11 protein-coding genes and 4 pseudogenes are annotated in these 26,582 nt (G+C 58.0%); 6 read left to right on the top strand and 9 right to left on the bottom strand.

The features are described from left to right. Nucleotides 1-133: 133 nt before the first annotated feature. The 4 genes from IVB54_RS31645 to gmd all read right to left on the bottom strand — a co-directional run bounded on the left by IVB54_RS31645 (nt 134) and on the right by gmd (nt 6,546). Nucleotides 134-1,483 carry an MFS transporter gene (locus IVB54_RS31645; RefSeq protein WP_018455486.1) on the bottom strand — a complete coding sequence of 450 codons (1,350 nt, stop codon included), beginning with the start codon at nt 1,481-1,483 and terminating at the stop codon, nt 134-136. Nucleotides 1,484-2,456: 973 nt separating this feature from the next. After that, nucleotides 2,457-4,283 carry a glutamine--fructose-6-phosphate transaminase (isomerizing) gene (glmS, locus tag IVB54_RS31640; protein WP_018455488.1) on the bottom strand — a complete coding sequence of 609 codons (1,827 nt, stop codon included), beginning with the start codon at nt 4,281-4,283 and terminating at the stop codon, nt 2,457-2,459. A 219-nt stretch (nt 4,284-4,502) separates the two neighbouring features. Next, the gene (locus IVB54_RS31635; protein WP_018455489.1) at nt 4,503-5,480 is read right to left on the bottom strand and encodes a GDP-L-fucose synthase; all 978 of its coding nucleotides are present in this window, start codon (nt 5,478-5,480) and stop codon (nt 4,503-4,505) included. Further along, on the bottom strand, nt 5,461-6,546 hold the full coding sequence (gmd, locus tag IVB54_RS31630) for a GDP-mannose 4,6-dehydratase (RefSeq protein ID WP_018455490.1): 1,086 nt from the start codon (nt 6,544-6,546) through the stop codon (nt 5,461-5,463). Before gmd ends, IVB54_RS31635 begins: the two co-directional genes overlap by 20 nt. 6,024 nt (nt 6,547-12,570) lie before the next feature. Here gmd and IVB54_RS31625 point away from each other — a divergent pair. The 6 genes and pseudogenes from IVB54_RS31625 to IVB54_RS31600 all read left to right on the top strand — a co-directional run. Next, nucleotides 12,571-13,285 (top strand): annotated as a pseudogene (locus IVB54_RS31625) (radical SAM protein). 50 nt (nt 13,286-13,335) lie between these two features. Next, a complete protein-coding gene (gene panD, locus IVB54_RS31620) occupies nt 13,336-13,689 on the top strand; it encodes an aspartate 1-decarboxylase (RefSeq protein WP_018455497.1) in 354 nt (117 codons plus the stop codon). Between the two features lie 86 nt (nt 13,690-13,775). Then, nucleotides 13,776-14,931: pseudogene (locus IVB54_RS31615) on the top strand (8-amino-7-oxononanoate synthase). Next, nucleotides 14,928-15,560, top strand: coding sequence for a dethiobiotin synthase (bioD, locus tag IVB54_RS31610; RefSeq protein ID WP_039799456.1), 633 nt, complete (start codon nt 14,928-14,930; stop codon nt 15,558-15,560). Before IVB54_RS31615 ends, bioD begins: the two are co-directional and overlap by 4 nt. 177 nt (nt 15,561-15,737) lie before the next feature. Next, nucleotides 15,738-16,739, top strand: a complete 1,002-nt coding sequence (locus tag IVB54_RS31605) for an aminotransferase class III-fold pyridoxal phosphate-dependent enzyme (protein ID WP_247368784.1) — start codon at nt 15,738-15,740, stop codon at nt 16,737-16,739. Nucleotides 16,740-16,967: 228 nt separating this feature from the next. Continuing rightward, nucleotides 16,968-17,335: pseudogene (locus IVB54_RS31600) on the top strand (3-methyl-2-oxobutanoate hydroxymethyltransferase); the annotation flags it as partial. Nucleotides 17,336-17,873: 538 nt separating this feature from the next. Here the strand turns inward: IVB54_RS31600 and nolL are convergent. The 5 genes and pseudogenes from nolL to IVB54_RS31575 all read right to left on the bottom strand — a co-directional run bounded on the left by nolL (nt 17,874) and on the right by IVB54_RS31575 (nt 24,899). Further along, complete coding sequence (nolL, locus tag IVB54_RS31595) at nt 17,874-18,995, bottom strand: nodulation factor fucose acetyltransferase NolL (RefSeq protein ID WP_247776604.1); 1,122 nt, start codon at nt 18,993-18,995, stop codon at nt 17,874-17,876. 576 nt (nt 18,996-19,571) lie between these two features. Continuing rightward, nucleotides 19,572-20,733 (bottom strand): annotated as a pseudogene (locus IVB54_RS31590) (transposase). A 592-nt stretch (nt 20,734-21,325) separates the two neighbouring features. Continuing rightward, nucleotides 21,326-22,588, bottom strand: a complete 1,263-nt coding sequence (gene ectB / locus IVB54_RS31585; RefSeq protein WP_018455506.1) for a diaminobutyrate--2-oxoglutarate transaminase — start codon at nt 22,586-22,588, stop codon at nt 21,326-21,328. 1,203 nt (nt 22,589-23,791) lie between these two features. Next, the gene (locus IVB54_RS31580; RefSeq protein ID WP_051112988.1) at nt 23,792-24,220 is read right to left on the bottom strand and encodes a response regulator; all 429 of its coding nucleotides are present in this window, start codon (nt 24,218-24,220) and stop codon (nt 23,792-23,794) included. A gap of 49 nt (nt 24,221-24,269) precedes the next feature. Continuing rightward, nucleotides 24,270-24,899 (bottom strand): response regulator transcription factor, encoded by a 630-nt coding sequence (locus tag IVB54_RS31575; protein WP_051112989.1) that lies wholly within the window; start codon nt 24,897-24,899, stop codon nt 24,270-24,272. Between the last annotated feature and the right edge of the window lie 1,683 nt (nt 24,900-26,582).

The raw sequence follows: 26,582 nt of genomic DNA, 5'->3' as shown, positions 1-26,582 counted from the left end.
CTTGAGGCTGCATGAATTCCGCAGTGGCCCGCGGCCCGCCGAGTGGCACGCGGACTACCGAGATCACCGCAAGGACCGCCACGCACCCCGCTCAGTTCAGTCTTGGACGTGAAGGTCCCCCGTGGGCGCGCTGCTAACGTGTGGTAAATTGCGCGCTTACGGCCCCGTTAGACCCCTCGGGTCGCGACAGCTTCGCAACTCTGTTGGTGTTTCCTGGATAAATCCTGAGCGCGGCGATAATGCCGAGCAAAGCTGCAAACATCAACCAGAAACCCGGCGAAGCCTTGTCGTCGGTCCGATCGATCAGCCAAGTCGATGCCAGCGGCGTAAAGGTACCAAAGAGAGCTGCGGCGAGTGCGAAGGCTAAAGAAAAGCAGGTTGTGCGAACGTGCTTCGGCACGATTTCGACCAAAGCGCCCAACATGGCGCCGCTGTAGGTGCCAAAATAGAACGAGAACATCATCTCCACTGCCACCATCTTGCCAAAGCTTGGGTCGGTCACAAGCCAGGACAACGCCGGATATACAGTCACCAAGGCAAGGCCGGCAATGGTCAGCAAGACCGGCTTCCGACCGATTCTATCAGAGATCGCGCCGCCAATTGGGTTCCAGATGAAGTTCGTCACGGCGACCAAAAGCGTCACCAAGAGCGTGTTCTGCGAGGACAGCTGCAATACGTGCTTGCCGAACGTAGGCGTGTACACTGTGACGAAATAGAAGGTCGTGGTCGTCAGCATTGCGATCATCATGCCAAGAATGACAATGCGCCAGTTCGCAACTGTGGAGGCAAAGACCTCGCGGGCCGTTGGGTGGGTCTTCATGACCAGAAACTCCGGAGTTTCCTCCAGCGTCCGGCGCAGGAAGAAGATAAGCGGAACGATCAAGCAGCCAAGGAAGAATGGGATCCGCCAGCCCCAGGCGGCAACCATTTCGGCCGGAAGTGCTTCGCTCAAAAAATATCCGATAAGAGCCGCGACAAAGATCGCAACCTGCTGGCTCGAAGACTGAAACGATGTGTAAAAGCCGCGGTTACCCGGGGTGGCAATCTCGGAGAGGTAGACGGAAACGCCGCCAACCTCAACGCCCGCAGAAAAGCCCTGCAACAGCCGTCCGAACAGCACGATCGCGGGTGCGGCAATGCCGATCGTTGCATAGCCGGGACAAAAGGCGATGATGACGGTGCCAATAGCCATAATCGAAAGCGTGATGATCAGGCCTTGCCGACGGCCAATCTGGTCAATATAGGCTCCAAGCACAATCGCGCCAACAGGTCGCATCAACGCCCCCAGCCAGAACACACCGAAGGTGTTAAGCAGTGAAGCGGTTTCGCTTCCTGATGGAAAGAACGCGTTTCCGATGGCACTGGCGTAGAACCCGAACAAGAAGAAGTCGAACTGCTCGAGGAAGTTGCCGCTCGTCGCACGTAAGATGGCGCCAATGCGCTGTTTGGCCTTTGACGCTTGCGCGATGGACGCTGGTGACATGGCGAGTTTCCTCTCGGTTTGAAATGGCCGGTTCTGGAGAAAATCTCACGCCAGCCGAGTGCAGTTTCATGGCCGCGAATCTGCCATAAGGGCACTATCGACCAACCCGTAAGCGCCTGACGTTTCCGGCATATTTTCGGCAATTGCCGCAAACTCGCACAGTTTTTCGGGCGTTATTCCGCTCGCGTCGCAGGAGTGACTCTCAACCTATTGAAACCTCGGGCAATTCTCGGTGGAAAGGTTGTTGTCTGTGGCGTGGCCGAATTCCTCATTGAGCGCACCGACATGCAATGAAAAGCAAGGACGAGATGCATGGGATAGAGCGGCAGGGAAGAGCTGCCGTGAGATGTCTGCTAGAACAGCTCGCGAGCCTGCGATTGGAGCCGAGGTGCGTTAGCATCTCACCCGATGTCCAGCGATTTGGCCTCGAGTTGCTCAAGTTAACCTGAGGTTTACGGAAAAGATTTGGTGAGCGTGCTGGTGATCGAGCCCGTCCGATAGCGCCGATCGCCATGCTCGGGCAAGTGCCACGTTGTCCTTCGAAGCGAGGCGCGCCTCGTACTTCGAGGGGCGCTGCGGTCCTAATGCGGTCCAAAACCCGCGCTGAGGGGGAGGATCACAGCGGGCCTCCTCAGCGATAATGGGCTTAATCGAACAGCTTCATCTGGCTTCCACGTCGTATTAGAAACTTGGATGTTTGTCACGAATTATGACCAGGTCCAAGCAATCGGAATGTCGTGATAAGCCCTGCGCGACTGCTTGCTTGCCGGAGGCAAGGCCACGCCAGCCTCGCAACCTGATTGGCCGTAAATTTTGCACATGAGGCTCGCCTCCGTAAGCGAGGGCTATGAACCGCCGCGAAACCATGCGGTGGCATCGGGCCAGGAGCTGGGCGGCACATCGTAATTCGATGTGACCGAGGCTTGTGCGCATTCGGAATCTGACCACGATGTCCAGGTCGCATCACCTTGCCTTACTCGACAGTTACCGATTTCGCGAGATTTCGGGGTTGGTCGACGTCCGTGCCCATCAGGATGGCCGTGTGGTAGGCCAGAAGCTGCACCGGAATCGCATAAACAATGGACGTGAACGTCGTATCCATCTCCGGCATCACAATCGTCGCGAGTGAATCCATGGATACCTCTGCGGCTCCCCGAGCGTCCGTTATCAAGGTAATCTTGCCGCCGCGTGCGGCGACCTCCTGCATGTTCGAGATGGTCTTTTCGAACACCCGGTCGCAGGGAGCAATGACGATTACGGGAACGCTCTCGTCGATCAAGGCGATCGGGCCGTGCTTGAGCTCTCCGGCCGCATAGCCCTCCGCGTGAATATAGGAGATCTCCTTCAGCTTCAGTGCCCCCTCCAGGGCCAATGGAAACGACGTGCCGCGACCAAGATATAGCACGTCACGCGATTTGGCGATGTCGCGTGCGAGCTTCTCGATCTGCGGCTCGCTGGCAAGCGCCGCGGTAACAAGCCGTGGGATTTCGATCAGCGCTCGCACGAGATCGACCTCGTCGCTATCCGGCAATTCACCGCGCGCCTTGCCAGCAGCGACCGCAAGCGCCGCAAGGACGACCAGCTGGCATGTGAACGCCTTGGTCGAGGCAACGCCGATCTCAGGTCCGGCGAGCGTCTGCAACACTGTCCCGCTTTCGCGCGCAATGGTCGAACTCAGTACGTTCACGACAGAGAGGGTATGCAGGCCTTGCGATTTGGCATAGCGGAGCGCGGCCAGCGTATCGGCCGTCTCGCCGGACTGCGAGATGAAGATAGCAAGATCTCCCTTGCGCATCGGCGCCTCACGATACCGAAATTCGGAGGCGACATCGAGCTCGACCGGAATACGAGCCAGCCGCTCGAACCAGTACTTGCCGACATGGCCGGCGTAGCCTGCCGTACCGCAAGCCGTGATCGAGATATGTCCGATCTCGTTGAAGTCGAACGGAAGCTCCTGCGGCAGTGCCACGCTCTCGGTGGCGATATCGACGTAACGCGCCAGCGTCTGCCCGATCACCTCTGGCTGTTCGTGGATTTCCTTCGCCATGAAGTGGCGGTAGTTTGCTTTGTCGACGAGAACCGACGACGCGCCAGATTTCATCACCTCCCGGCGGACAACTGTGCCTTGTGCGTCGTAGACCACGCTGAAGTTGCGGTTGAGCACAGCCCAATCGCCGTCCTCAAGGTAGGTGATCAAGCCGGTAAGGGGCGCGAGCGCGATAGCATCCGATCCGAGATACATTTCGCCTTCTCCATGTCCGATCGCGAGTGGTGAGCCCTTGCGCGCACCGATCATGAGGTCGTGTTGACCCTTGAACAGGATTGCAAGCGCAAACGCGCCGATTAGCCGCGGCAGCGACGCTTTTACTGCCTCCTGCGGCGAGCAGCCATCTTTCAGATAAAAGTCGATGAGATGCGTCACCACCTCGGTGTCTGTTTCAGAGGCGAAACAGGCGCCATGCTGTTTTAGCTCCGCTCGCAGCTCGCGGAAGTTCTCAATTATGCCGTTATGGACGACTGCAACATTGTCCGTTGCATGGGGATGAGCATTGTGCTCCGTCGGCTTGCCGTGAGTAGCCCAGCGCGTGTGCCCAATCCCGACATGGCCTGAGAGCGGATGGCAGCGAACGCGTGTCTCAAGGTTCCTCAGCTTGCCCTCGGCGCGTCGAAGCTCGATATGGTTTCCTTTGAGCGTTCCGATGCCCGCTGAGTCATAGCCACGATATTCCAGTCGCTTCAGTGAATCGATCAGACGATCCGCGACCGGACCGCGCCCCAAGATGCCGACAATTCCGCACATTTAGTCAGTTTACCTCAAGTTCAAAACAGAGCGTCCCGCATGGCGCGCCTGACCAATTCGCTCGCTTTAGTTATCCGCCAGTCTAGCCGTGCCTGCCCTCCATCGGGCACGCGGCACCCGGAGGTGCTCGAACTCCAAGAAAACGTGGAGCCCTGTCGAATTCGCCGGGAGATTCCTAAAGCAACTGTCTGGCAATCGCACAATGAGCGCCGTCAGCAGTTAGCAGCTGCATGAGGCTCTCGTTTTGTCCGATGTACCCGATACGGCCAAGAAGGCCCGGTAGGTCTGGCGCATTCCATCTACAAGCCATGTCCTCGCGCGCCAGCCGAGGCTTGCGAGACGGCTGACGTCGAGCAGCTTGCGCGGAGTGCCATCGGGGCGCGACGTGTCGAAGGCAATCTCGCCGCTGTAGCCAACGACCTCGGCGACGACACGGGCGAACTCGGCGATGGTGATGTCCTCGCCTGTGCCGATATTGATCAGCTCCGGTCCCGAATAGCTCTTCATCAGGTGCACGCAGGCATCCGCCATGTCGTCAACATAAAGGAACTCGCGCCGTGGCGTGCCGGTGCCCCACACGGCGACACTCTTTGCGCCCGCGACCTTCGCCTCGTGGAAGCGGCGGATCAGCGCGGCAACGACATGGCTCAATTCGGGATGATAATTGTCGCCGGGGCCGTAGAGATTGGTGGGCATCACGCTGATGAAGTCGCTGCCATACTGGCCGCGATAGGCTTCCGCCATCTTGATGCCGGCGATCTTGGCGATCGCATAGGGCTCGTTGGTCGGCTCCAGCGGGCCTGATAGCACCGAGACCTCGCGCAGCGGCTGTGGGGCTAGCTTCGGATAGATGCAGGACGAGCCCAAAAACATCAGCTTTTCGGCGCCGTTTTGATGCGCGGCCTGGATCACGTTCGCAGCAATCGTGATGTTGTGGTAGATGAACTCGGCCCGCAGCGTGTCGTTGGCGACGATGCCGCCGACTTTTGCGGCGGCGAGGAAGATCACCTGCGGCCGCGTTTTCGCGAACCATTCGAACACGGCCGTCTGGTTGCAGAGATCGACCTCGCGCCGGTCGACCGTGACGAGCTGCACGTCCTCCCGCGCGAGCCGGCGCGCAATCGCGCTGCCGACCATACCGCGATGGCCGGCGACGTAGACGCTTTTGCCCTTCAGCTCAAACGGTGCGCTTGCCATGGGCCGCCTCCCGTTTTGCTTCCGCCAGATCGCTTGCCATCATCTCCTCGACGAGCTGGGCGAACGTGTGCTTCGGCTTCCAGCCGAGCACCTGATGCGCCTTGCTGGCGTCGCCGACGAGGAGATCGACCTCGGTGGGGCGGAAATAGGTCGGATCGATCTTCACCACCGTCTTGCCGCTCGTCTCATCGACGCCGGTCTCCTCGACCCCTGCTCCACGCCATGCAATGCGGCGGCCGAGCTGGGCGAACGATAGCTCGACCATCTCGCGCACCGAGTGCATCTCGCCGGTGGCGAGCACGAAATCGTCGGGCTTGTCGGCTTGCAGGATCTTGTGCATGCCCTCGACGTAATCGCGCGCGTGGCCCCAGTCGCGCTTGGCTTCGAGATTGCCGAGATAGAGCGTCTCCTCCAGCGCGACCTCGATACGGGCGACAGCGCGCGTGATCTTGCGGGTCACAAATGTCTCGCCGCGGATCGGGCTCTCGTGGTTGAACAGGATGCCGTTGCTGGCGAACATGCCATAGGCTTCGCGGTAGTTCACCGTGATCCAGTAGCCGTAGAGTTTTGCCACGCCGTAGGGCGAGCGCGGATAGAACGGCGTGGTCTCCTTCTGCGGGATCTCCCGGACGAGGCCGTAGAGCTCGGAGGTCGAGGCCTGGTAGAACCGCGTCTCCTTCACCATGCCGAGGATGCGAATCGCTTCCAGCAGCCGCAGCACGCCGATCCCATCGGCATTGGCGGTGTATTCGGGACTCTCGAAGCTGACCGCGACGTGGCTTTGGGCGGCCAGATTGTAGATCTCGGTCGGCCGGATCTGCTGCACCAGCTGGATCAGATTGGTCGAGTCCGTCATGTCGCCGTAGTGCATCAGGAACGGCACGTCCCCGAGATGCGGGTCCTGGTAGAGATGGTCGACCCGCGCAGTGTTGAACGAGGACGAGCGCCGCTTGATGCCGTGCACGACATAGCCGAGCGACAGCAGATATTCGGCCAGATAGGCGCCGTCCTGTCCAGTCACGCCGGTGATTAGAGCGACCCGCCGTTTGCTCTCTTGGTTTGACAAATCGTTGCTCTGCGCAGGCTAATGTCGGTCCCCGATCGACGACGTCAATCGCGTCTGGCCTCTTCGAAATGCGGAAGCGTCACGCTCTCGAACGGCCGAGTTCTGGATTCTGTATAGGCATTGCATCAAGCGCTCAACTGTACGGAGGTAACCTTCCACATCGAAAGGGTTTTGAAGGACTATACGAAAGTTTGTAGTCCGGAAGATTCCGTTCGGCCTTCGTCAGGCGTTTCTCGGCGTGGGCGCGACCAATGAAATTGCGGCGCGGATGGGAGGTAAGCAGACCCGTTTGGCCGAGAAGCGTTCCACAGTCCGTTCGTGGTCAACTCGCACGTTGAGCCAGCGAGTTTCCCTCATTTCGTGTCCTTGCCTATGAGTTTTCCAATCTTGCTGTTCATCCAGTGCAACCGCGAGCAAGCCGGCCAAACAAAGCATTGAAATTCGTTCTCTGTCGCGCAGTACTTATCATCGTCGATCATTTCTGGACAATCAAGTTGGTGATCTGGCAAGCAAAAGTGAAGGCGCGCATACTGCCTCCGTGCTGTTTGAGTTCACAGAAAAACGCTGGATGAATGAGGCCAGTGCTATATGGGACCTCAAGGGGGTTATCGCGACGATCAGTGTGCCCTGCGCCCCCGAAGGGCGAATTCAGTAGCGAAAGGCATCTGGCGGTTCATTGCTCGCGAGTGGCCAAGGAATCAACAACAATGGTGCGTTTAGCGGGCGGACGATATGGCTCACAAGGTCAGTGCTCGGTTCGGCGACCATTCCGCCGGGGGGTGTTTTCCGCGCTCGCAAGCATGTCTTCGGGCCGGCCGTAGTATGACCAGGCAAAGCCCGCTTGTGGGTGAATTAAGCCGCCTCGAGCACGTGCCGCTGCCATTGAAACTGGCGGTTTGCTGGTCCCGAGCGCCCCTTCTCTTGTCGGCAAAGTCCGGTTCTTGAGCAAGCATTCTGCGGATAGCAGCCTGAGCTGACGGATCAACTGCGTTCTACCTCAACTATCACACTTGATTTGCAGCCCCTCGGCAGAAGGAAGTCGGATGAGCTGCTCGTCGAGAGTGGAGAGGTCGAGCCGGGTCATTAAACCAAGTGCCCCCGCTCGAATGCGCCGAAAGCAGCGTAAGCTTTAGAGGCGCGTCTCGAAATGAATCGCCGGATTATCGGGTTCGAACGCGGTGTTTCCCTCAATCATGGTGCCGAGATCAATCTTCAGTCCCTCGCGGGTATAAACTTCCACATCATCTCTTCCAAGGCGCTCACATGAGCTTCTCCATAATCGCTCGTCAGGTCCTGATGGGCCTCATTGCCGGATCGGCGTTCGGCTCTTGGGCAATCGTCAGGCCTGCACCTCGAGCAGACCCAGCTCGCGGATCTATCGGCAGCTCTCTTGCTCCCGCGATGACCGCTGCCCATGCCTAGCACTTGCGCGGACTCGTCTCGGATTACGGTTGTTCATCTAGTCTACTTTCGTTCAACGAGGCTGCGTCCGTCCGACCATGGCATGACGTGCATTCGGGAATGGTGATAAGCGCACCACGATGACAGCTTTTGGCGAGGCCCCGTCACAACGGGGTCGCCGCACATATACGCGGCTCCCGGATCGCCATTCTTGAAACCAACAATGGCCCGGCATTGGCCCTCACAGTGATCGACGAGCAAGACCCTGTTGGATCCATCGGGTCCTCTCACATGACCGCTCCGGGATACCGCATCGATCTCGCGGCGGCTGGTTTGGAACTCAGTGCCCGCAAACGTATTTCGTAGCCTCCAAGGCTGGATTGGTCCTTCTTACATGTGGGCGATCTTGTCTTCATGGGGCCGGCGATTGCGTGGACAGGACAGAAGGTGCGTTCTTCGGCTGAGCGCGATCCTCAGCCGCTTTGGCAGAAGACCTCTCATCGCAAGCGGTCGGCCTGCTCCGCTGGAAGCGGCCGAACATTGGTGCTCCCTAGCTGTGCACTCTACAATCCGACGCTACGTATGATTCAATCCCCCTCCGAGCTTATCGCGTGAATATGTCGAACCCGTATTCGTTTGCCAGGAGCCAGCCGCAAGACGAGCAGGGCGGGAGGCGCTTCACCAAGGCAGTTGGCTTTGGGTATCAATCGTCTGCGGAAGGCGCAGCTCAGGTCCGCTCGAGTGTGCGCGCATAGCGACCCCCCAGTTGGGAGGCTGCTCGTCGGTGGCCACGAGTGATCAAGCGAATCAATCAAGCTTACTTAAATGTGTGGATAGGAGGTGCCTTGGCGACGCAATCGATCGCCCATGGCTGGAATGCTCTGGCGAGTCGGTGCGAATTGGCTTTGTCTATCCAGCCGAGCTCTGCCGCTGTCACCATCGTAATGGGGCTGCTTCCCGGGAGTTGTCGGTGCCGCGGCGGCTGAGAAGATTGGAAACGAGATCAATCGGCAGCCCGTTAACCTGGTCAAAGAGCCAAGCTCCCGTCAGGTAACCCAACAATGACTTCGCCGTTCTAGATAACCTTGAACTATGGACGAGCTCGAAAGGCGTCGTCAGGTGCAGGCCACGCCGGGTTGATCATCGCGGATTCGATATTTGTGGGAAGATTTGCCGAGCGTCACGTTGGAAGGCCTAAGCGGTACTCAGCCCTGGTCCCATTGAGAGCATCGCGGCTCGAGTCCAGATTGGCGCGTTTGCTACAATCGTGTTGGTATTGAAGACTTGCTACGCCGACTACTCCAGGTCGGCCGGGGGAAAGACCGCGGTTTTGCAGGCAATCAAATGGCTGTTGGAACGAGCGGCGCAGTTGGCAATGCTCTCTGATGGATGGCCGGGGCCTTGTAGCGGGCGCCGATCGGCGTCCTCCCATTCATCTTGAGGCGCGAGCGATTGTTAGGCCGGCATTCTCCAGCACATCCAAAATCGTTTCAGCAACCGCCCGCGGATCTCGCTCGTCCTCTTTGCTAACGTTACAGGCCAAGGTAGCTGCGATGATCGCGTGCGCTGTTTTGCGCTGGAGGCAATCGTATTCGGCATACTCACCGCAAGTATTGCAGTTGATCACTGGTCGGCCGCTCCAGGGATCGTGCATTGCGATCTCGCACCAGTTATCTGTGTGACATTTCGGACAGAGCATAGATCGAGATTTCCTTGTGGTCTGACCTCGCGCGCTCGCCATGGCCATCAGTTGAACGGCCACTTGCTAGCCAAAGCTGTAGAAGTCATTGCTACTCCGAAGGCCGTGTTGCCCGTCTTGGATACGACGTGATGGAGGCGGCGGCGGAGGCAATCCAGGCACCCGAAGGCGGCTTCGGCATGAGCGACCAGTCGACGCATCTCTGGCGAGAATGCTGGCAACCGTGTATGCCTGGAGCTACCTGTTTTGGCGTGAGCAAGCTATTGCAGGTTCGCCGCGGCCGCATCACGGCTACGTAAGATGAGTATGGCCTCCAACTTCCATTCCACTCTGAGCTGCGAGGCCCCGATCTCCGGACGGCGACCTTCTGCGTGAGCAATCTGTCAAATCGGGCAACCGCCACGCGAGGATGCTGCTGCGATCTTAGAATCCGGTTCCCCTGCAGCCTGGCTTAGTCGCCACACGTGCAATGATTCGCCGAGGCGACTTCACTGCGGCGCCCGGGACAAGGCGGGCGTTCTGCAATCTGGGCGCCAAATGATACACTCGAAATTGTGTCGCCCGGAAGCTGTTGTACGGCCAAGCACGCTTGCCAACTGTAAGAGACCCTACAATCTGACGCTACGTACGATTCAAGCCCTAATGTCGAGAGTCGCGCATTCGCGCCCTTTGCCGCGCTTGCTGCGAGCGGCTTGTCGCATCGCAGACATCAACAGAGTGGTCGGCAGATAACCGCAAATGAGGTGCTTTTGCGAAAGCCAACCTACGGGATCTTACGTAGGGCATGTGTCGCATTTTCGTGATCTAAAAATTGCATCGTCTTCCGCATGAAGGAAAAAAAGCTGTTCTCAGACGCCAAACATTGGAGAAGCCGTGCTGAAGCGACCCGAAGAAAAGCGGAGTCGCTCGAGGACGACACATCCAGATGCAGGCTCCTCAAGGTCGCTGAAGAATATGATAAGCTGGCTCGCCTCGCGGAGGGGCGGCAAAGAAATGAGCTTGACGGGCAGTTCTGATCGCCACCGGGCGGACGGTTGCACCGATCGTCAACGCCTTGTGACCCCGGCGCGGGTGTCTCTCCGTTGGAGCTCATAGCCCGTTAGCTGAACTGCGAAACTGCGTCATGCGGTAAGGCCAATGAGCTAGGCTGCTGAACGAGTGCGGTCCGCGCGTCCGAGCCTCTGACCATGAATCCATTCTGAGTCGCGGGGCCGGCCACATAGATGACGCATTGACGGTGTCTCAGGCGGCAAGCCGGCTAACCGCTAGACATGAGAAGGATGAGATGAAAGCCCACCGTCAGCTCGTCGAATCAAAAGCCTCTCGCTCGATGAACTGGCGAGGCATTGGCGTCGCGCTTTGCATCATGTTGCTGAAGCCAGGACGGTTGTTTGGGTGACAAAGTAGCCGGTTCGCCGGATCATGCCACGCGAATTGGCTTCCGCCGCCATTTTGGCGTGAGGCGTTTCAGTCGAATTCTGGCATCTTGCACCAAGCACTGCTGAACTCAACGCCATACATTGCGGACATGTTCAGGCGAAGAGGCGAGCAGAAGCTCCTGCTGGCACGGCTTGCCAAGACGGGCCATCATAGATCTCTGCGCAGATTGTCTGCATGAGGCCGGGTTCGCAACGAAGGCGCGAATGACAAGAAAATTGAAGAGACGATCAGATGTCGAAAGACAAACCGAAGAGAACTCCCCGGTGAACGGTGCGGATAGAACCGATGATCTTCATCCAAGTAGGTTCGGTGCAGATGATCAGCGGTAGCTGGGGCTGCCCATGCCCGGGTGCCCGTTCGATGTGCGACTCGGACAAGACGAGTGGTGCCGAATGCAACTCTATCGGCCAAATGGAGGACGCATGAGGAGGCACAGTGTAGAAAGACTGGAAGCGGGGCGCGTTCGCGAGGGCCAATTCGCCACTGCACCAGGGTCTGGCCCTTCTGGTCTCTTCTTCGTGCAGGGGCCTTGTGGCTGCCAACTCAAGATCATCGGCTTAATCCGTCCGGGATGGGAGCATGTCTCAGTGTCGACGCCACGGCGATCTCCAAACTGGGAGGAGATGTGCCTCGCTAAAGATATGTTTTGGGATGAAGAGGAATGCGTGATGCAGCTGCATCCTCCTCATTCGCAGTATGTGAACAATAGTCGCTATTGCCTGCATCTCTGGAGGCCGACGCGTCAGGTCATTCCGATGCCTCCGGCAGCCTTCGTGGGCATCGTCGGGCTCGGGCCGTCTGAAGCGGCAATTCTGTTTGCGCAGATGAGTGCGACACCTTAGCGGATCTCGCCCCGCCGACGCCAAGTCGGGCGGCGGCGACATAATCGAGAGTCCCGCGGAGTTGCTCACCACAGCCAGGGACGACGAGCACAGCGGCGAGCGAGCCTAGGTGGCCAAGGCCCGCCAAGGGGCCGTCAGCCACTACTCTGCGCCCCAGAGCCCAACCCGCTGCACTTCTGAAAGGGGCGGAAGGTAACGCTCGCAGAGTCGGCTTGTTGAGGCCGCCGTTTGTTGTGCGGAATGTGACGCGCATAACAACACCATTGAGGATTCAGCCAGGTGAGCAGATCTGTCGCTCCGTTATACACGGCGCGCGGCCAAATACATTTGCATCGGAAGAGTCTCCTAGGGGGCGCAACTACCGGACGCACCGCTTAGTTACCTGAGTGAGGCGCGCCCGCGGGGAAATCCTGCATGAGGGGGCGGCGATTAGCCTGATATCAGCGCCATGCCCGCGCAACTCGGCGATATTTCTCGTTCAATACAGGGCAAGAGTGTTGCTTTGCGGAGCTACGCACGACGTTGTCGTCTGTACGATCGAGCGAAAATCTTGAGGGTGCTGTGGAAGTCGAAGGCAATAGCGGCCGCAACGGCGCGCCGGTCCGCCGCGACTGCGAACGTGCCGAGGCGGAGGGGGTTTACGTGCAGCCAATTCCCGAGCTCCTAGTTCAGGCCCAGACCGTTCCTCGCGGTAATTTTGACCCACGTCGAAACCGCAAGCCTGCTCAGATCAAGACCGGCGGCTGTCCTGAAGACTGCGCCTATTGCGCACAGAGCGTGCATTACGACACTGGCCTGAAGGCGACTCGCGCGACGGATCGCGCTGATGTGGTCGCCGCCGCGCAGCGCGACAAGGCGGCCGGGGCGAGTCGCTTCTGCATGGCCGCGGCGTGGCGCAGTCCAAAGGACCGCGACCTCGATAAGGTCTGCGACATGATTGCCGCCGTTAAACGTGTTGGCATGGAGACGTGCGTAACGCTCGGCATGCTCACGCCAAAGCAAGCCGCACGCCTCGCCGACGCCGGCCTCGACTTCTACAATCATAACGTGGACACTTCACCCGAGGATCAACCTGTGGAACGAGGTGAATGGCGTGCCGGTGAAGGTCACGGCGGAGCGTCCCGATCCGATTGCACTGGTGCGCCTGGTGGCGACCGCGCGGATCATGATGCCCAAGAGCGTCGTACGGTTGGCCGCCGGGCGCCAGTACATGAGTGATGAACTCCAAGCCCTATGCTTCTTGGCGGGTGCGAACTCCATCTTTGTCGGCGATGTGTTGCTGACTACCAAAAACCCGCAATTTGACGGTGATGCAAGTTTGTTAGCTCGGCTCGGCATTACGTCTGGACTCGCTTAAGCCATCAGAAGAACGGCGTGCTGCGCGCAAGCCACTAGCGTAGGTAAGAAATGCAGATTGTCTTGATGAAGGGAAAGATTCATTGCGCCTCGGTAACTGAATCCGACCTGCACTTTGAAGGCTCGATCTCGATTGATCGCGCACTTTTGGACGCGGCCGGTATCCTGATTAACGAACGCGTCGAACTCTACAACCTCGAGACGGGGGCACGCTTTGCAACGTTTGCGACAGAAGCGCCGCGAGGGTCCGGCACGGTAGACGTGAACGGTGCGGCGGCGCGACTGGCGATGCCCGGCGATAGGATAAGCATCGTTGCATACGCCTCAGTTGACGAGGCGGAGGCAAGAATCTTCAGGCCGCGCATTGTGCTGGTTGATCGACAAAATCGCATCGTGCCGATTTGAATCCAACAAGCTAATCGCGTAGAGCCCTGTCGTTGGTGGCCAGTTAGGAGTTTTGCGGCGTCGATCCTTGGCTCAGCGAGTGAAGAATGAATACCATCATTGCGGGTAAAGTCACCAGCTATGCGGCAGGCTTGGATGCGCTTAAACACGAGAACCGCCTGCAGAGTCTCAGGCCGCGCACCGGGATTGACTTTTCATCCAACGATTATCTGGCCCTGGCGAGCGCGCCGCGGATGAAAAAAGCGATCGTCACCGCGCTTGAAGCCGGTACTTCGATCAGAGCCGGCGGATCACGGCTTCTGGGCGGCAACTGCGAGGAGCACGAATGCCTCGAAGCAGCAGCGGCGCGGTTCTTCGGCGCGCAGACCGCGCTCTTCTTCGGCGGTGGCTATGTTGCAAAGGTTGCGGTGCTGACAACGTTGCCGCAACGGGATGACCGTGCTCGTCCTTGATTCCCTGGTGCACGCCAGCATTCACGAAGGAGCACGAGCTGGCCGAGCCGCGTTTCGAATCACCGCCCATAACGACCCGCAGGTTATCGAAAGCGCAATTTGCGACTGGCGTGCCGCGGGCGGAGCGGGGCAGGTCTGGATCGTAGTCGAGAGTCTCTATAGCATGGATGGCGATTTCGCACCACTTGAAGACCTGCTCGCGATCGCGGACCGGCACGATGCGTTCTTGGTTGTGGACGAAGCTCATGCCACCGGCGTTTACGGCGAGCAGGGGCGAGGGCTCACAGGGCCGTTTGAAGGACGCGAAAATCTCCTGGTTGTTCATACCTGCGGCAAGGCGCTGGGAGCTGCCGGCGCGCTTGTCACCGCCTCTGGCGTGCTGCGCGATTTCATGATCAATCGCTGTCGCCCGTTTATCTTCGCGACCGCCCCTTCGCCGTTAATGGCGGTGGCCGTACGGGAGGCTCTGTTGATCCTGCAGGAGGAGCCGGAGCGCCAACAGCGGCTGGCGAAGCTTGTCGCGTTCACGCATCAGGAGATGGTTGCGCGAGGCGAGAGAAGTCCTTCGAACTCGCAGATCCTTCCCTATATCGTTGGCGAGAATGCCCGCGCCATGAGGCTAGCGTCCGCGCTACAGGCTCGCGGATTTGACATCCGAGGAATCAGACCGCCAACAGTGCCGACCGGCACGGCCCGTTTACGAATTTCACTGACGGTCAACGTCGGAGAGGATGAGGTGCGTGCGATGCTCGATGCCCTCGCTGAGGAGACGGGGGGCGAATCTCGATGAGCCAGCGGATCGTGGTGACCGGCACAGATGCAGGGATCGGCAAATCTGTCTTTTCGGCAGGCCTTGCCCATCTTCTCGGCGCGAATTATTGGAAACCAATTCAGGCCGGTGTTGAAGGAGAGACCGATAGCGAGCAGGTCGCACGACTGAGCGGTCTTCCGGCCGATCGGATCGTTCCGGAGCGTTACCGCCTTAAAACGTCCGCCTTGCCGCACCATGCCGCCGAAATAGACGGAATTCGCATCGACCCCGATTCGCTCGTCCTGCCGCAAACCGGGGAGCGACCGCTCGTCATCGAAGGCGCTGGCGGGTTGATGGTGCCGCTGAATTCTAGTGCACTCTACATCGACATCTTCGAGCGGTGGCGACTTCCCGTCGTGCTTTGCGCGCGCACGCTACTCGGAACCATCAATCACTCCTTGCTCTCGATAGAGGCCTTGCGAAAGCGCCAGATCGACATTCTTGGGATCGCATTCATCGGAGAAAGAAATTCGGAGACTGAGAGCGCAATTTGTGACATCGCGCGGGTGCGTTGGTTAGGACGGCTGCCCTGGATTTCTCCTTTGACGGCAGAGAGCCTGCAGGCTGTCTTCAAAGGCTCGTTTATTCGCGGCGATTTCACGCCATGAAGCCAAACAAGAGGTCGCCAATTTGGCATCCATTCACGCAGCATGCTCTTCACAACGAGATGACCAAGGTTGTGCGTGGCGATGGTGCTTAACTCTACACTGCGGATGCATAATCGAATCATAGATGCAATCTCACCCTGGTGGGTCGTCACTCACGGCCATTGCCATCCGTAGATCGTGAGCGCGATTCAGGAACAGGCCGGCAAGCTAAACCAAGTCATTTTCGCCGGCTACACGCATGATCCGGCTGAGGAGGTCGCTCGGCTCCTTTTGAAACTCACACCCCAAGGCTTGGACCACGTGTTCTACTCGGACAGCGGGTCAGCCAGCGTGGAAGTCGCCTTGAAGATGGCACTCGGTTATTGGCACAATATAGGCGAAGAGCGAACACGCATCATTGTAGCAGCACTCCTATCACGCGGACACGTTCGGCGCGATGTCAGTTGGTGCCCGCGGTGTCTTCAACGCGGCGTACGGACCTCTCCTGTTCGACGTGACCTCAATCCCGTTCCCTGCGAGCGGCGTGAGCGGGCGACGCTCGATGCGCTTGAGTCAGCATGTCGGAACGAAAATCCCGCAGCCTTTATTGTCGAGCCTCTGATGTTAGGGGCAGGCGGAATTCTGATGTACCCAGCTTGGGTGCTAAGAGAGATGAAGCGGATCTGCGAGGCGCCGGACGTTCTGTTCATTGCCGATGAGGTCATGACGGGCTGGGGCCGCACCGGAACAATCTTCGCCTGTGAGCAGGCCAATGTTGTGCCAGATATAGCGTGCTATTCCAAGGGTCTCACGGGAGGGGCGCTGCCGCTCGCGGTGACACTCTGCCGGGCAGAGAGTTTCGATGCCCATTATTCAAAAGACCGTACGCGCACATTCTTTCATTCGAGTTCGTATACGGCAAATCCGGTGGCCTGTGCCGCCGCCAAAGCTAACCTGGATCTGTGGAAAGGCCAGGAATGTCACCGGCGCATCGCTGCGGTCGCAACCATGCAAGAGCAGGCAATTGAAGGATTCCGCGCCGATCCGCGCTTTGCAAACGTTCGCCGTAGCGGCACCATCACAGCACTCGACCTGAAGACGAGAGATACCGGCTATCTCGCAGGCGTCGGCCCGAGGCTTCACGCCTTCTTAACGACCGCAATCTCTTGCTGCGTCCACTCGGTAATACGATTTATGTGATGCCGCCATATTATGTAACAGCAGGTGACCTGGACGAAATTTATGCACGCATCTGTGACGCTGCCGATGCGCTGGCCTGAAGACGCGCGCGGTAGCGCAAGATGAAGGATCCTGAGCTGTCGTCGGCTTCCCGAACGACTTGAGAGAGCCTTGCCATAGACTTTCGAAATGGGCGATTGTGACCTCGCATCTGCAATGTGGGTTCCAAGGAAGGCCGTTTCCAGAGACATGCGGAGGCCGGATCAGATCGAACAGAGCCACATTTCGCAGCTGTCAGTTGAACGCGTCACGATTCCAGTTCTGCAATGATGCAAGGAGGAAAGGCACACCATCGTCATGACCACGGGTTATGATGCGGTGACGGCATGTATCGCCGATCCTGTCGTCGACGTCATTCTTGTCGGCGATAGCGTCGGCAATGTATGCCTTGGGTGTGATGACACTTTACCCGTCAGCATGGGATGATGAATCACCACTTGGAGGCGGTCGCGCGAACAAGGCCTCGCGCCCTGCTTGTAGCTGACATGCCGTTTCTCAGCTTTCATATCAGTCCCGAGGACACGATACGCAACGCTAGAGATTTCCTGCAGCTTGGCACAGACGCAGGCTATGTAGAGGACCGTCAGCTGCTGCAGGAGGGCCTCTCGCGCTGGGCAGCTGATGTCCTTAACGCAGCATTCCCCGCGTCGCAGGAGTCATGTCGTCTTCCGGACGGTTTGCGCGACTCGATCGTAAACTGGACGCCTTCCAAGTCAAGGTAGTGCATGGGCAACTGCGGGCCGAGACGGAGATTCGAACGACTGGGACGTCTCGGATTCAGTACGGCACTCGAAGAAACATTTCGCCGAGTGTGATTGGATTACGTTCGATCGCCAGATCTGGGTCGAAACCCGGCGGCTAGAGGACTGGTACAGCGAAGCTCATCTCACGACTCTCGATTGAACAGACGGACGCAATGGGCTGAGTTCGCCGGTGCCATACAAACCTGAGCAATACACGCTTCGATGGGGTTGCTCTTATGCCGATCACCGGCTCGACGGGCGGCACGCCGTCGCCGTCGAACGCTGTTCCGGGCGTCACAAGTCGATGCCATCGCAATACCCTGCCGTACTCAAACAATTAAATGCAATACAGCTAGTTTATTGCAGGTTTGGCCTGCGGGAGACCTGAGCGTGGCGGCATTCCAACGACGAGCTGAGATAGATATGGAACGCCGCGAACAATCGAGCGCACCATTAGCGCGATCGCAATAATCGAGGCACCGAGCAGACCCGCGATGATCAACCGGGTCGTGAGATCCCAAAGTTCTCCGAATTGTACGAAATCCATGAGACGGAACACGGTACCCTGGACCAGGTAGAGCAGCAGCGTGGTCTGGCCCAACTCCACAGCGATAAAGCGGGCCATCCGATTTGAATGGCCAAGGCTCCAGCATTGCAGCAGGAGTTCGATAACGATTGCTGAGGCAGCTGCAGAGCCAACAAACATCAGAAGCACGTCTTTAGCCGACCGAAGATCGTGAATTACCCCAAGATTATTGTAGACATAGGTGTCCTTGCCCCACGCTAGAAAGCATACGCAAGTGACTATCGAGAGAAATAAGACCAGGAGCGGCTTGTGACGTCGCCATGTACTCGTCCATCGTTCTCTCGATTGAGCAAGCAAGAAGCCGAAGCAGAAGAATGGGTAAGTGAATCTGATCAGGGGTGATATGGAGAATGTCAGAGGCGCGAGTGCGACCAGTATGGCTACGCCAGATATGACCCACGATCGCTGGTCGAGCCTGCTAGAAATCTTGATGAGAAGGTAGGAAACAAACGTGGCCCAGATGAACCAGTAGGTGCCAGCGAAATCGTCTAAAAATCCCAAAAGTCCGCTCGTTATGCTGGTCGCGCGCCACAATGCCGCCAGCTTAACGGTCTCCATGAACGTCCACCAAAACAGCATCGGCAGCAAGAGCTGCTTCGCACGGTCGCTGGCGGCTCGAGTGAACGACTTTTGCAGCAGCGATCGAGAAGAAAGATATCCGCTTATCGCCATAAAGAGTGGCATGTGAAACATATAGATCGATTTGTAGTACGGCGAATACCAAAACCCGTCGTCTCGGTAGATGACATACTGGATCAGGTGCCCAACGATCACCAAAACAATGAGCGCACCTTTCGCGAAGTCTAAGCTCAGATCTCGATCGTTAGCCTCTGTCGTGCGCGAGCTCGGGGCGATCGTTCCAGTCACGCGTAGCAATGTATGAAACATCTAGCTATCTGTTGTTGATGAGCCGGCGGCCCGTTGTTCGGTTCTTCTGCCTCATTTTTGATCCAAACGAAAGGTGATGGCGGGACTTTTTGGAAGGGAGTAAGCTCAGCTTGTTTTAGCCTTCAAGAACGAGCTGTGGGCCGAGCCTCTCTGAATGCCTCAAGGAACTTCGCGGCAGAACAGATATCTAGGTCAAGGTAGTGATGTAGCAGTACGGGCGCGGCATACTATTTGCTGAGGCAGGTTCTGGGAGGAAGACTGTCGCACTCAGTCTCCCACTCAGCCCGACGCATTTCAGACCCGGCAGATGCGTCGGGCTTCTTCCGTCCGCCCAGCATACTTGACATTTGGCCGTCACCTTCGGTTGCCGCCGAGGCGCTCACGCCAATAGGCGCTTCTGATGCTGAACTCGGGCACGCCAACATTGGGGTTGCGGCAGTGTGCTACGCGCGCACACGGAGAGCGGTGCTCTGCAGACTGGGGCAAAAGCCGAGGACCGACCCTTTCTGATTGAGATGCTGGCTCGGTTAGCGTAGCTGACGCCGTGAACAGCGCCGGCGATCTCCCGATGGCTGTTCAACCGGGCCGACGCTGCCGGAATGAATGCCACGCGGCCGTCGTGACGTGGGCAACGGGCTTGATCGTCCTGCGATCGTGGCCGCACGCAGAACCGATCATTGCTTATGCGCCTTCAATCGTCCGACGCCCTTGTTGACCTCGAGCGCCAGCCGTGACCCGTCGCAGGGCCATCCCGCCCGCGTTTGATGTTGCGCGTGACACCGCGAATGGTGCGCATCATGTTCTCGGTGATGTTGTACAGGCAAGCGATGAACGAAGCTCCTTCGGCAACTTCAACCGGACGACAGTCAGGATTTCGTCGAGGCCCGCGAGGATGCTCACAGCTACGCCGAGCCATGCCGATCGACTCGACGCGCGACATTGCGGATCAATTCTTCAGCCATTTCGGCGTCATCGAGCTCCCAGGTTGGCGCAGCACCCGACGGGTGGCCGCATGATGCTCTTTCGGCAGGCGTTCCATGATGTTTGCGCACCTTGTAGATCTGGCAGCGCTGGGTCGTGGCGACCGAACCGAAGGTGCGGCAGATCGCCTTCGACAACGCTCAACAGTCTTGGCACCGCCGGGTCGCGCCCGCGCGAAACCAGATCGTCCAGTAGGGCCTGAAACGTTGCGGCAATCCGGTCGCCCCTTCCACCAGCGCCACGGATGCTTTTTGACTTCGCCGTCGACCCCGATCGCGGTGGCCAGCACAAGATCGTCGCCGAGATGCAGCCCGTCGATTTGGACCACCAGAAGGTCGAGCGCCGACAGATCGGCCGCCATGAAGTCGGCCAGCCGCGCCGTCGGCAGCGCTACGAACCTCCGCGAGGCAGCCGACTTTGACACCCCCCGATCCGGCCGATGCCTGCACGTCACCCTCCGGCAGCCGGACAGCGCGGGCGAACCGGCGCGTCAACACATTGATCAGCATCAAGTCCATCGCCCAGCGAGCGAGCCAGTGCTCCTGCGCCGCCATTGTCCCAGGACGGAATCGTGACCTCGCGGGCGTTCACGCCCTAACCCGTTCGCAGGCCGCCGTCACATCCGCCTCCGTCATCGTGCCGAGCGCCTCGATCCCTGCCGGAAGGCAGAACCGGTCAAAGCTCGCCTGCACTTTCGCAAACGCTTCGTCCACAGCCCGGTCGCCGGCCAACCAGCCGGTGTGATATCTCTCGTCATCACGTCGCTCTCCTTTGGGGAATCAGCACGCCGAGCCTACCGGCTCAACGGCAACCCCGACCTCTTCAGAAATTCAACAGAACCCGGGACATCCCCACCGCGCGTTCCTTGACGGCTTTCGTCGCAAAGCCGGCCGCGGGATGATTGCTGCTGCGCCTATGCTGTAAACGGCTCGGGCTGGATCGCTGCTGCTCAATCTACGGTCCTAACAAAGTCCGCGCTCGTGCGGCTGGCATCTGGCCACCAAGAAGCCATACACAACATTGGACTCCATTCCGCACAACGAGCTGACCTTCGGCCGACCTCAGACTGGAAAACTTAAATAAGCCACCCCGACCAGAGTCGCTCGCGAGGGCGAGGTTCTATGGTCAAAGGTGCTGCTCGCACTCACGTTGTGGACCGAGGAGGGCAGCAGGCGCTCTCCGCGGATAAGCCGACTCGGCCGATCTCGAATAGCCTTGGCCTTCAGACGTCACCTTCATGATCATCGCTTCAAAACTCCTGACCATTTCGGCGGCAAGCAAGGGCTCACGCCAGTGACTTGTGCGGCGATGCTGTCGGTAGCAACAGTTTCTCTCGTGTGCCTACAAGTTTAGCTTGCTCGGGCTGAATTCAATGTTTCGGTCAATGACTCCTCAAATATATCTAGGCCTTGTCCCAACGTTTCTTGATCGATCGTAAGTGCAGGCAAGAACTTGACAACCTGATCGGTCGGTCCGCATCGCTCGATAATCAATCCCTTTTTAAAAGCTCTATGTGACGTTGCCTCTGCGATTTCGGTCGTTTTGCAATCGAATCCACATACCAAGCCCCGTCCACGAACAGCAAACTTGTTTCCGTGCTGGTGCGCGATAGCATCGAGTCTACGCCGCATAAATGCGCCCAAGCGTCGGACCTGTTGCGAGAGCGTCTGGTTGCGCCAATACAGATTCAAAGCCGCTTTGCCAGAAACGAGTGCAAGGTTGTTTCCTCGAAACGTCCCCGTGTGCTCGCCTGGTTCCCATGCGTCAATCGCTTCTTTGATCAGGAGCATCGATAGTGGCAAACCGTACCCACTCAGCGATTTCGACATTACAACAATGTCTGGCGACAACGCGGCGAACTCGAAACTGAAGAACTCGCCTGTACGGCCACAGCCCATTTGGATATCGTCAACTACGAAAATAGCTCCGACCTCTTTTGCCAAAGCCTCAATTGACTGCAACCATTCCTTACCGGCGACGTTAATGCCTCCCTCTCCTTGCACGGTTTCGACGAGAATGGCGGCTGGAAGATCAGTGCCACTGCTCTCATCCATTAATACCTTTCGCACGTAATCCGCCGGACTGTGAGCGGAGCCAAGATACCCATCATAGGGCATGAACGTTGTGCCGGATAAGGGAATGCTGCTGGCTTTGCGGTAAAAGCGGTTACCGCTCGCGGCTATGGCTCCCAAGCTTTGACCGTGATATCCATTCGTGAAAGAAATGACGTTGTGACGTCCTGTGATCTTACGCGAGAGCTTTAGAGCTGCTTCAACAGCGTTAGCTCCCGTAGGCCCTGTAAATTGAAAGCGGTAGGAAAGATTCCGTTCACGAAGAATGACAGAGCTAAAGGTCTCCATAAATTCGACCTTAGCTGGAGTGGCCATGTCCAAGCCGTGGACGACGCCGTCCGAGTCCAGATACTCGCTGATTGCCGCTTTGATCTCCTGATTGTTGTGGCCATAATTTAGCGCTCCAGCGCCGGACAGAAAGTCAATGACCTTTCGGCCATCCTCTGCGAACATAATCGAGCCGCGCGCCCTGCTGAACACAGCAGGAAAGGAACGTGAGTACGAGCGCACGTTAGACTCTAGCATTTCGACTGTCTTCATTCTGTGCGGCTCGTGTCCTCCAACCATGTCGTCGTCTCCTCGACAAGAAAATCTGCCCGACGAACAAGCGCGCGGCCAACATTGTACAGGATTGGCGGATCATGAGCGCACGGTTCCGGCGCCTCTCGTCGTCCTTTGGGCTCTGCGTAGGGCGTCTGAAAATCAGCTCCAACGGCTTACCCGAGAACCAGGCGGAACAAAGCTACTATGTCTAGTAGTTTTGTCCCCATCCAGCGAGGGCCCCGGCTAAGTCGTCTTTCGCGGGCAGGTTTGCTTAGTCGCGCGCGATCGAAGAATTTGCGCATACAGCGCGGTTAGCTTGGAAGCGGGGAAGTATGTGGGCCGAGAAAGTTCATCGCGACCAGAGGGCCGATGCGCTCCCGGCGACCGCGGAGCCCGCCAGCCGGAGGCGTGTGTTGGATGCTCACGCTCAGGGTCCCGGCGAGTAGAAGGGACAGGGCCGCCGCGGATCTGGCCCGGTGCGCGGGCTTATCGCTCGTCCAGAGCCGCCGCTTTGGGCCTTGCGTTTGGCCGGGATCGGCGCGGAGAGTGGTGGCGTGGATGCGTTCGGCAGCAAAGGCGTGGCTTGAAATTGCTTCGACCAGTGGCATTTGTGTTGCCCTGCAACCCGATTGCGTAGGTTCGGGTGCTTCGGCCCGCCGAAGGGTTGCTGGGAGCGAACGCAAATTGGCGAGTTTGGCGTACACCGCTCGATCCTTCGAAAGCTCAACATCGAAAATGCGGCCTTTGGGTTTCCTGTGAATTCCGAAGCGATCGCCTCGACAGACTGCGGGATTTTGGACGCGATCGTCCCGTCCTGCTCCCGCAAACTCGGTGCCAGATTTGTCTGGAGCGGTGGCACAAGTTTCAGGTGAATTCTTTGTTCTAACGACGTCCTGCCGGCAAGCCGCTGCCGTGGCACTTCGCGCTAAGCTCAGCAAGGATCTTAGGAGTGAAGGTAGGGCGCTCGTTAAACCGATGAGGGCCTCGCGTCCTCTGATTGCGCGATCATACCAAAGGCGCCTTGTCAGGAGCCCGACGTTGCAAGTGCTTCAACCAGATGCCGAAAGTGCAACAACAACGACAGGAATGCGGCAAGAAAGGCGATGGTCCACTGGCACGCGGTAAGCACGGGCAGTCGCGCATTGATCGACATCGTAAGCGCCGCGCGAGTGCGCTTGGTCCAGACTGCTTCCCCATCTTTCACGCGTTCGTTCCACCCTGCTCGCGAAGCGCTGCATCGAGGCAGGCGCTCAACTCCAGGTCAGCAAACGGCTTGGCAAAAAAACCGGCTACGCCCGCGCTCAACGCGCGAGCTCGCGTGCGATCATCTGCGAAGGCAGTCATCAAGATGAACGGTGCAGCGTGGCCCTGGGCTCGCATCTTTTCCAAAAGTTCAAAGCCGCTCATCATGGGCATCTGCACGTCTGCAATGACACAGGACGTGTGGTTCAATTGAGACGACCGCAAGAATTCCTCAGCCGATGCAAACGTATGAACGATGTGGCCCTGCGATTTCAAAAGATTGTTCAGTGCGGCACGAATCGCAGGATCGTCGTCAATAACGGAAACAGTTGAATACCTAGACAAGACGACCTGTTCTTGGTTGGGCGAAGGCGCTGGCCGACGCATGACGGCCAGCAGAAGGGTGCGCGTGTACGACGAAATTGTAAAATCATACTTAGGTTTGTACCGTGAAACGCTCAGTCCCAATTCCCAGCCTCTCAGCCATCCTGATCAAATCGGCTAGCGATCGAGCTCCCATCTTCTTCATCACGTGGCCGCGATAGATTTTGACTGTAATCTCGGCGAGCCCGAGTTCCGCGGCTACCTGTTTGTTCAATAGCCCGGCGGCGACCAGTTTCAACACATCCTGCTCTCGTGGACTTAGGGCCTCAAACAAGGACTGGAGCCTGCTGACCACCTTGTCTACACCTCGTCTCTTCCGATCCTGTTCGATAGCTGCGACTACGCCATCGAGTAGTTCCTGATCGCGAAACGGCTTGCTGAGAAAATCGATTGCTCCACTCTTCATGGCTTTGACGGTCATCGGAATATCGCCATGAGCGGTGATGAAAATGATGGGAATGTGAATCTTCTGTTTGGCTAACTCATTCTGGAGCTCAAGGCCGCTCAATCCAGGCAGCCTGATGTCAAGCACAAGGCAGCTAGGAACATCAGGGAGCTCGCTCTGGAGCATTTCCCGGGCGGATCCGTAAGCAACGACATCTAGACCGATCGAACGAAATAGGTTGACCAGCGATTCGCGCATTGAGAGGTCATCGTCGACGACGAAGACGCTCGGCCTCACCTCAGGCCCGACGACATTTGGGGCTTCCTTCCGGGGTTCAGAGCGCTTGGTCACGATAAGAGCCTCACTTATACGATTTACAGTAGACTTATTGCCTCACGACCACCTTCGATTGATCGCATAGGCTTTTGAGGACGTTCGCGCAGTGCAAATCTTTGAAATTTTCAAGGTATGTGACCGGTCAGCCATTCGCGCCAGCGTGACGCAGACAGGAAAGTGTAGCAAAAACCGCCCGACTGGTCGAGAACTGCCTTTGGAGTCTGTCCGCCGTCGCGTTGGATTGGCTCCCAAGGCGCCGATCAAACGATCAGCAGCCGATCGAGAAGCACCGAATCCAGAACTTGAGGCGCTCGCTTTAGCGGCGGCGCGTGTCGCCTGGCCTTCGCGAGTGAGACTGCAGCGGACGGCTGATTATGCGGCTGAACGATCAGAATGCCCGTCGCCTTGGTAGTTGCACGCGGGGGCGCGAGCTGAGCGAATCGGCCCGATTGTGCCTGTGCATGCGCCGATCCCGCCGGCGTTGAGATCGGCAAGCGGAGTAGACTATCGCACCCATGCTAAGGAAAATAGACATCAGAGCGAGTAGCAGCGGCATCAGCAACATGAACTCTTCTTTTCCGTCGTCGGAGCGCCTGTGAGTTGCTCTGTGTGAGGAAAGCACCTTGCACCGATTTCGTACAACCTGACGCAAGGTGCGATTCAAGTCCTTTCCGTCATGTTTGTAGGAAAGTTGCTCGAATTCGAGCTGCTGCAGGGGCGCTCACGTGCGTTCGTGGCGTTGTTCTTTCACGAGCCTCGCACCCCAACATGAGGCGGCGTAATCTGAAGGAGAGGCGGGACACACTCCATTCGGTGTCCAGCTGCGGACCGGTTCGCCAAAAGGCAGTTGCATTTGCTCTCCTGCACCAGCCAAACAACCGCTGATCCAGCGAAAGAATGATTCTTCCACCAGAATTTGCGGACATCAGAGGTCCGTGCCCGGCACCTTGAAGGTTCGCTCTTGACCTACATAGGAAGGACAAAACGCGCCCCGAGGGGTCAACCTGAAGGTGTTGTTAGACCTGCCAGTAGCTCATCGATCCGCTAAGGGCCCAGGGCCAGGCAGAAGCATTAAAGGCGAGCCGACGCACTCCGTCGAGAAGAAAGTGCGTCGGGTTCGCCCCACATCGCCAGTACATCCGTGGTGATGCTGCCTCCAATGAAGCAACCAGCGTGGCAAAGCTGGGCTCGCTCAGCAAGGCAGAGTAGGTCGTGACTCCCCGCTACTTCGTGCCGGCCAGGAAGGGGGGCTTGGTCATTCGTAGCGTCAGTTTGTACGATGCCGGCGCAGATCTATCGAATTGGCAAAGAAGGCGTTCCGCTGTACTTTATTCTAATTCCAATTCTCTTCACCGGTTTTGGGGTAGCCTACGCCTTGCTTGAACAGCGGTTCAAGCAGCGAGAACTCTCTCGGTCATCGGCTTCGCAACGGCCGGCAATTGCCCTGCGGCGAACGGCAGCGAGCGGCATTCCGATCAGCGAGGGCCTATACGGGCGTTCGGTGAGCATCAGGGGTGCCTTTGTCGCGGGTCAGTTGCTCCATCATTGGAGGAATGAAGAGAATAGTTATGGGCGCGGTTTCGCTCACACTTGGCTTTCAGATCTGCCCTTGATGCTGTGGTTCAGAGTCGATGACTGCATGGC

This window comes from Bradyrhizobium sp. CW1 (genome assembly GCF_023100665.1).
GTDB classification, from domain to species: domain Bacteria; phylum Pseudomonadota; class Alphaproteobacteria; order Rhizobiales; family Xanthobacteraceae; genus Bradyrhizobium; species Bradyrhizobium canariense_D.
This window is presented reverse-complemented; position numbering and strand designations above follow the sequence as displayed.

Excerpts from the sequence above, each read along its gene's own strand:
- IVB54_RS31645 (WP_018455486.1), bottom strand. The coding sequence starts at position 1,483 with ATGTCACCAGCGTCCATCGCGCAAGCGTCAAAGGCCAAACAGCGCATT.
- glmS (WP_018455488.1), bottom strand. The coding sequence starts at position 4,283 with ATGTGCGGAATTGTCGGCATCTTGGGGCGCGGTCCGGTCGCGGATCGT.
- IVB54_RS31635 (WP_018455489.1), bottom strand. The coding sequence starts at position 5,480 with ATGGCAAGCGCACCGTTTGAGCTGAAGGGCAAAAGCGTCTACGTCGCC.
- panD (WP_018455497.1), top strand. The coding sequence starts at position 13,336 with ATGCAGATTGTCTTGATGAAGGGAAAGATTCATTGCGCCTCGGTAACT.
- bioD (WP_039799456.1), top strand. The coding sequence starts at position 14,928 with ATGAGCCAGCGGATCGTGGTGACCGGCACAGATGCAGGGATCGGCAAA.
- nolL (WP_247776604.1), bottom strand. The coding sequence starts at position 18,995 with ATGTTTCATACATTGCTACGCGTGACTGGAACGATCGCCCCGAGCTCG.
- ectB (WP_018455506.1), bottom strand. The coding sequence starts at position 22,588 with ATGAAGACAGTCGAAATGCTAGAGTCTAACGTGCGCTCGTACTCACGT.
- IVB54_RS31580 (WP_051112988.1), bottom strand. The coding sequence starts at position 24,220 with ATGCGTCGGCCAGCGCCTTCGCCCAACCAAGAACAGGTCGTCTTGTCT.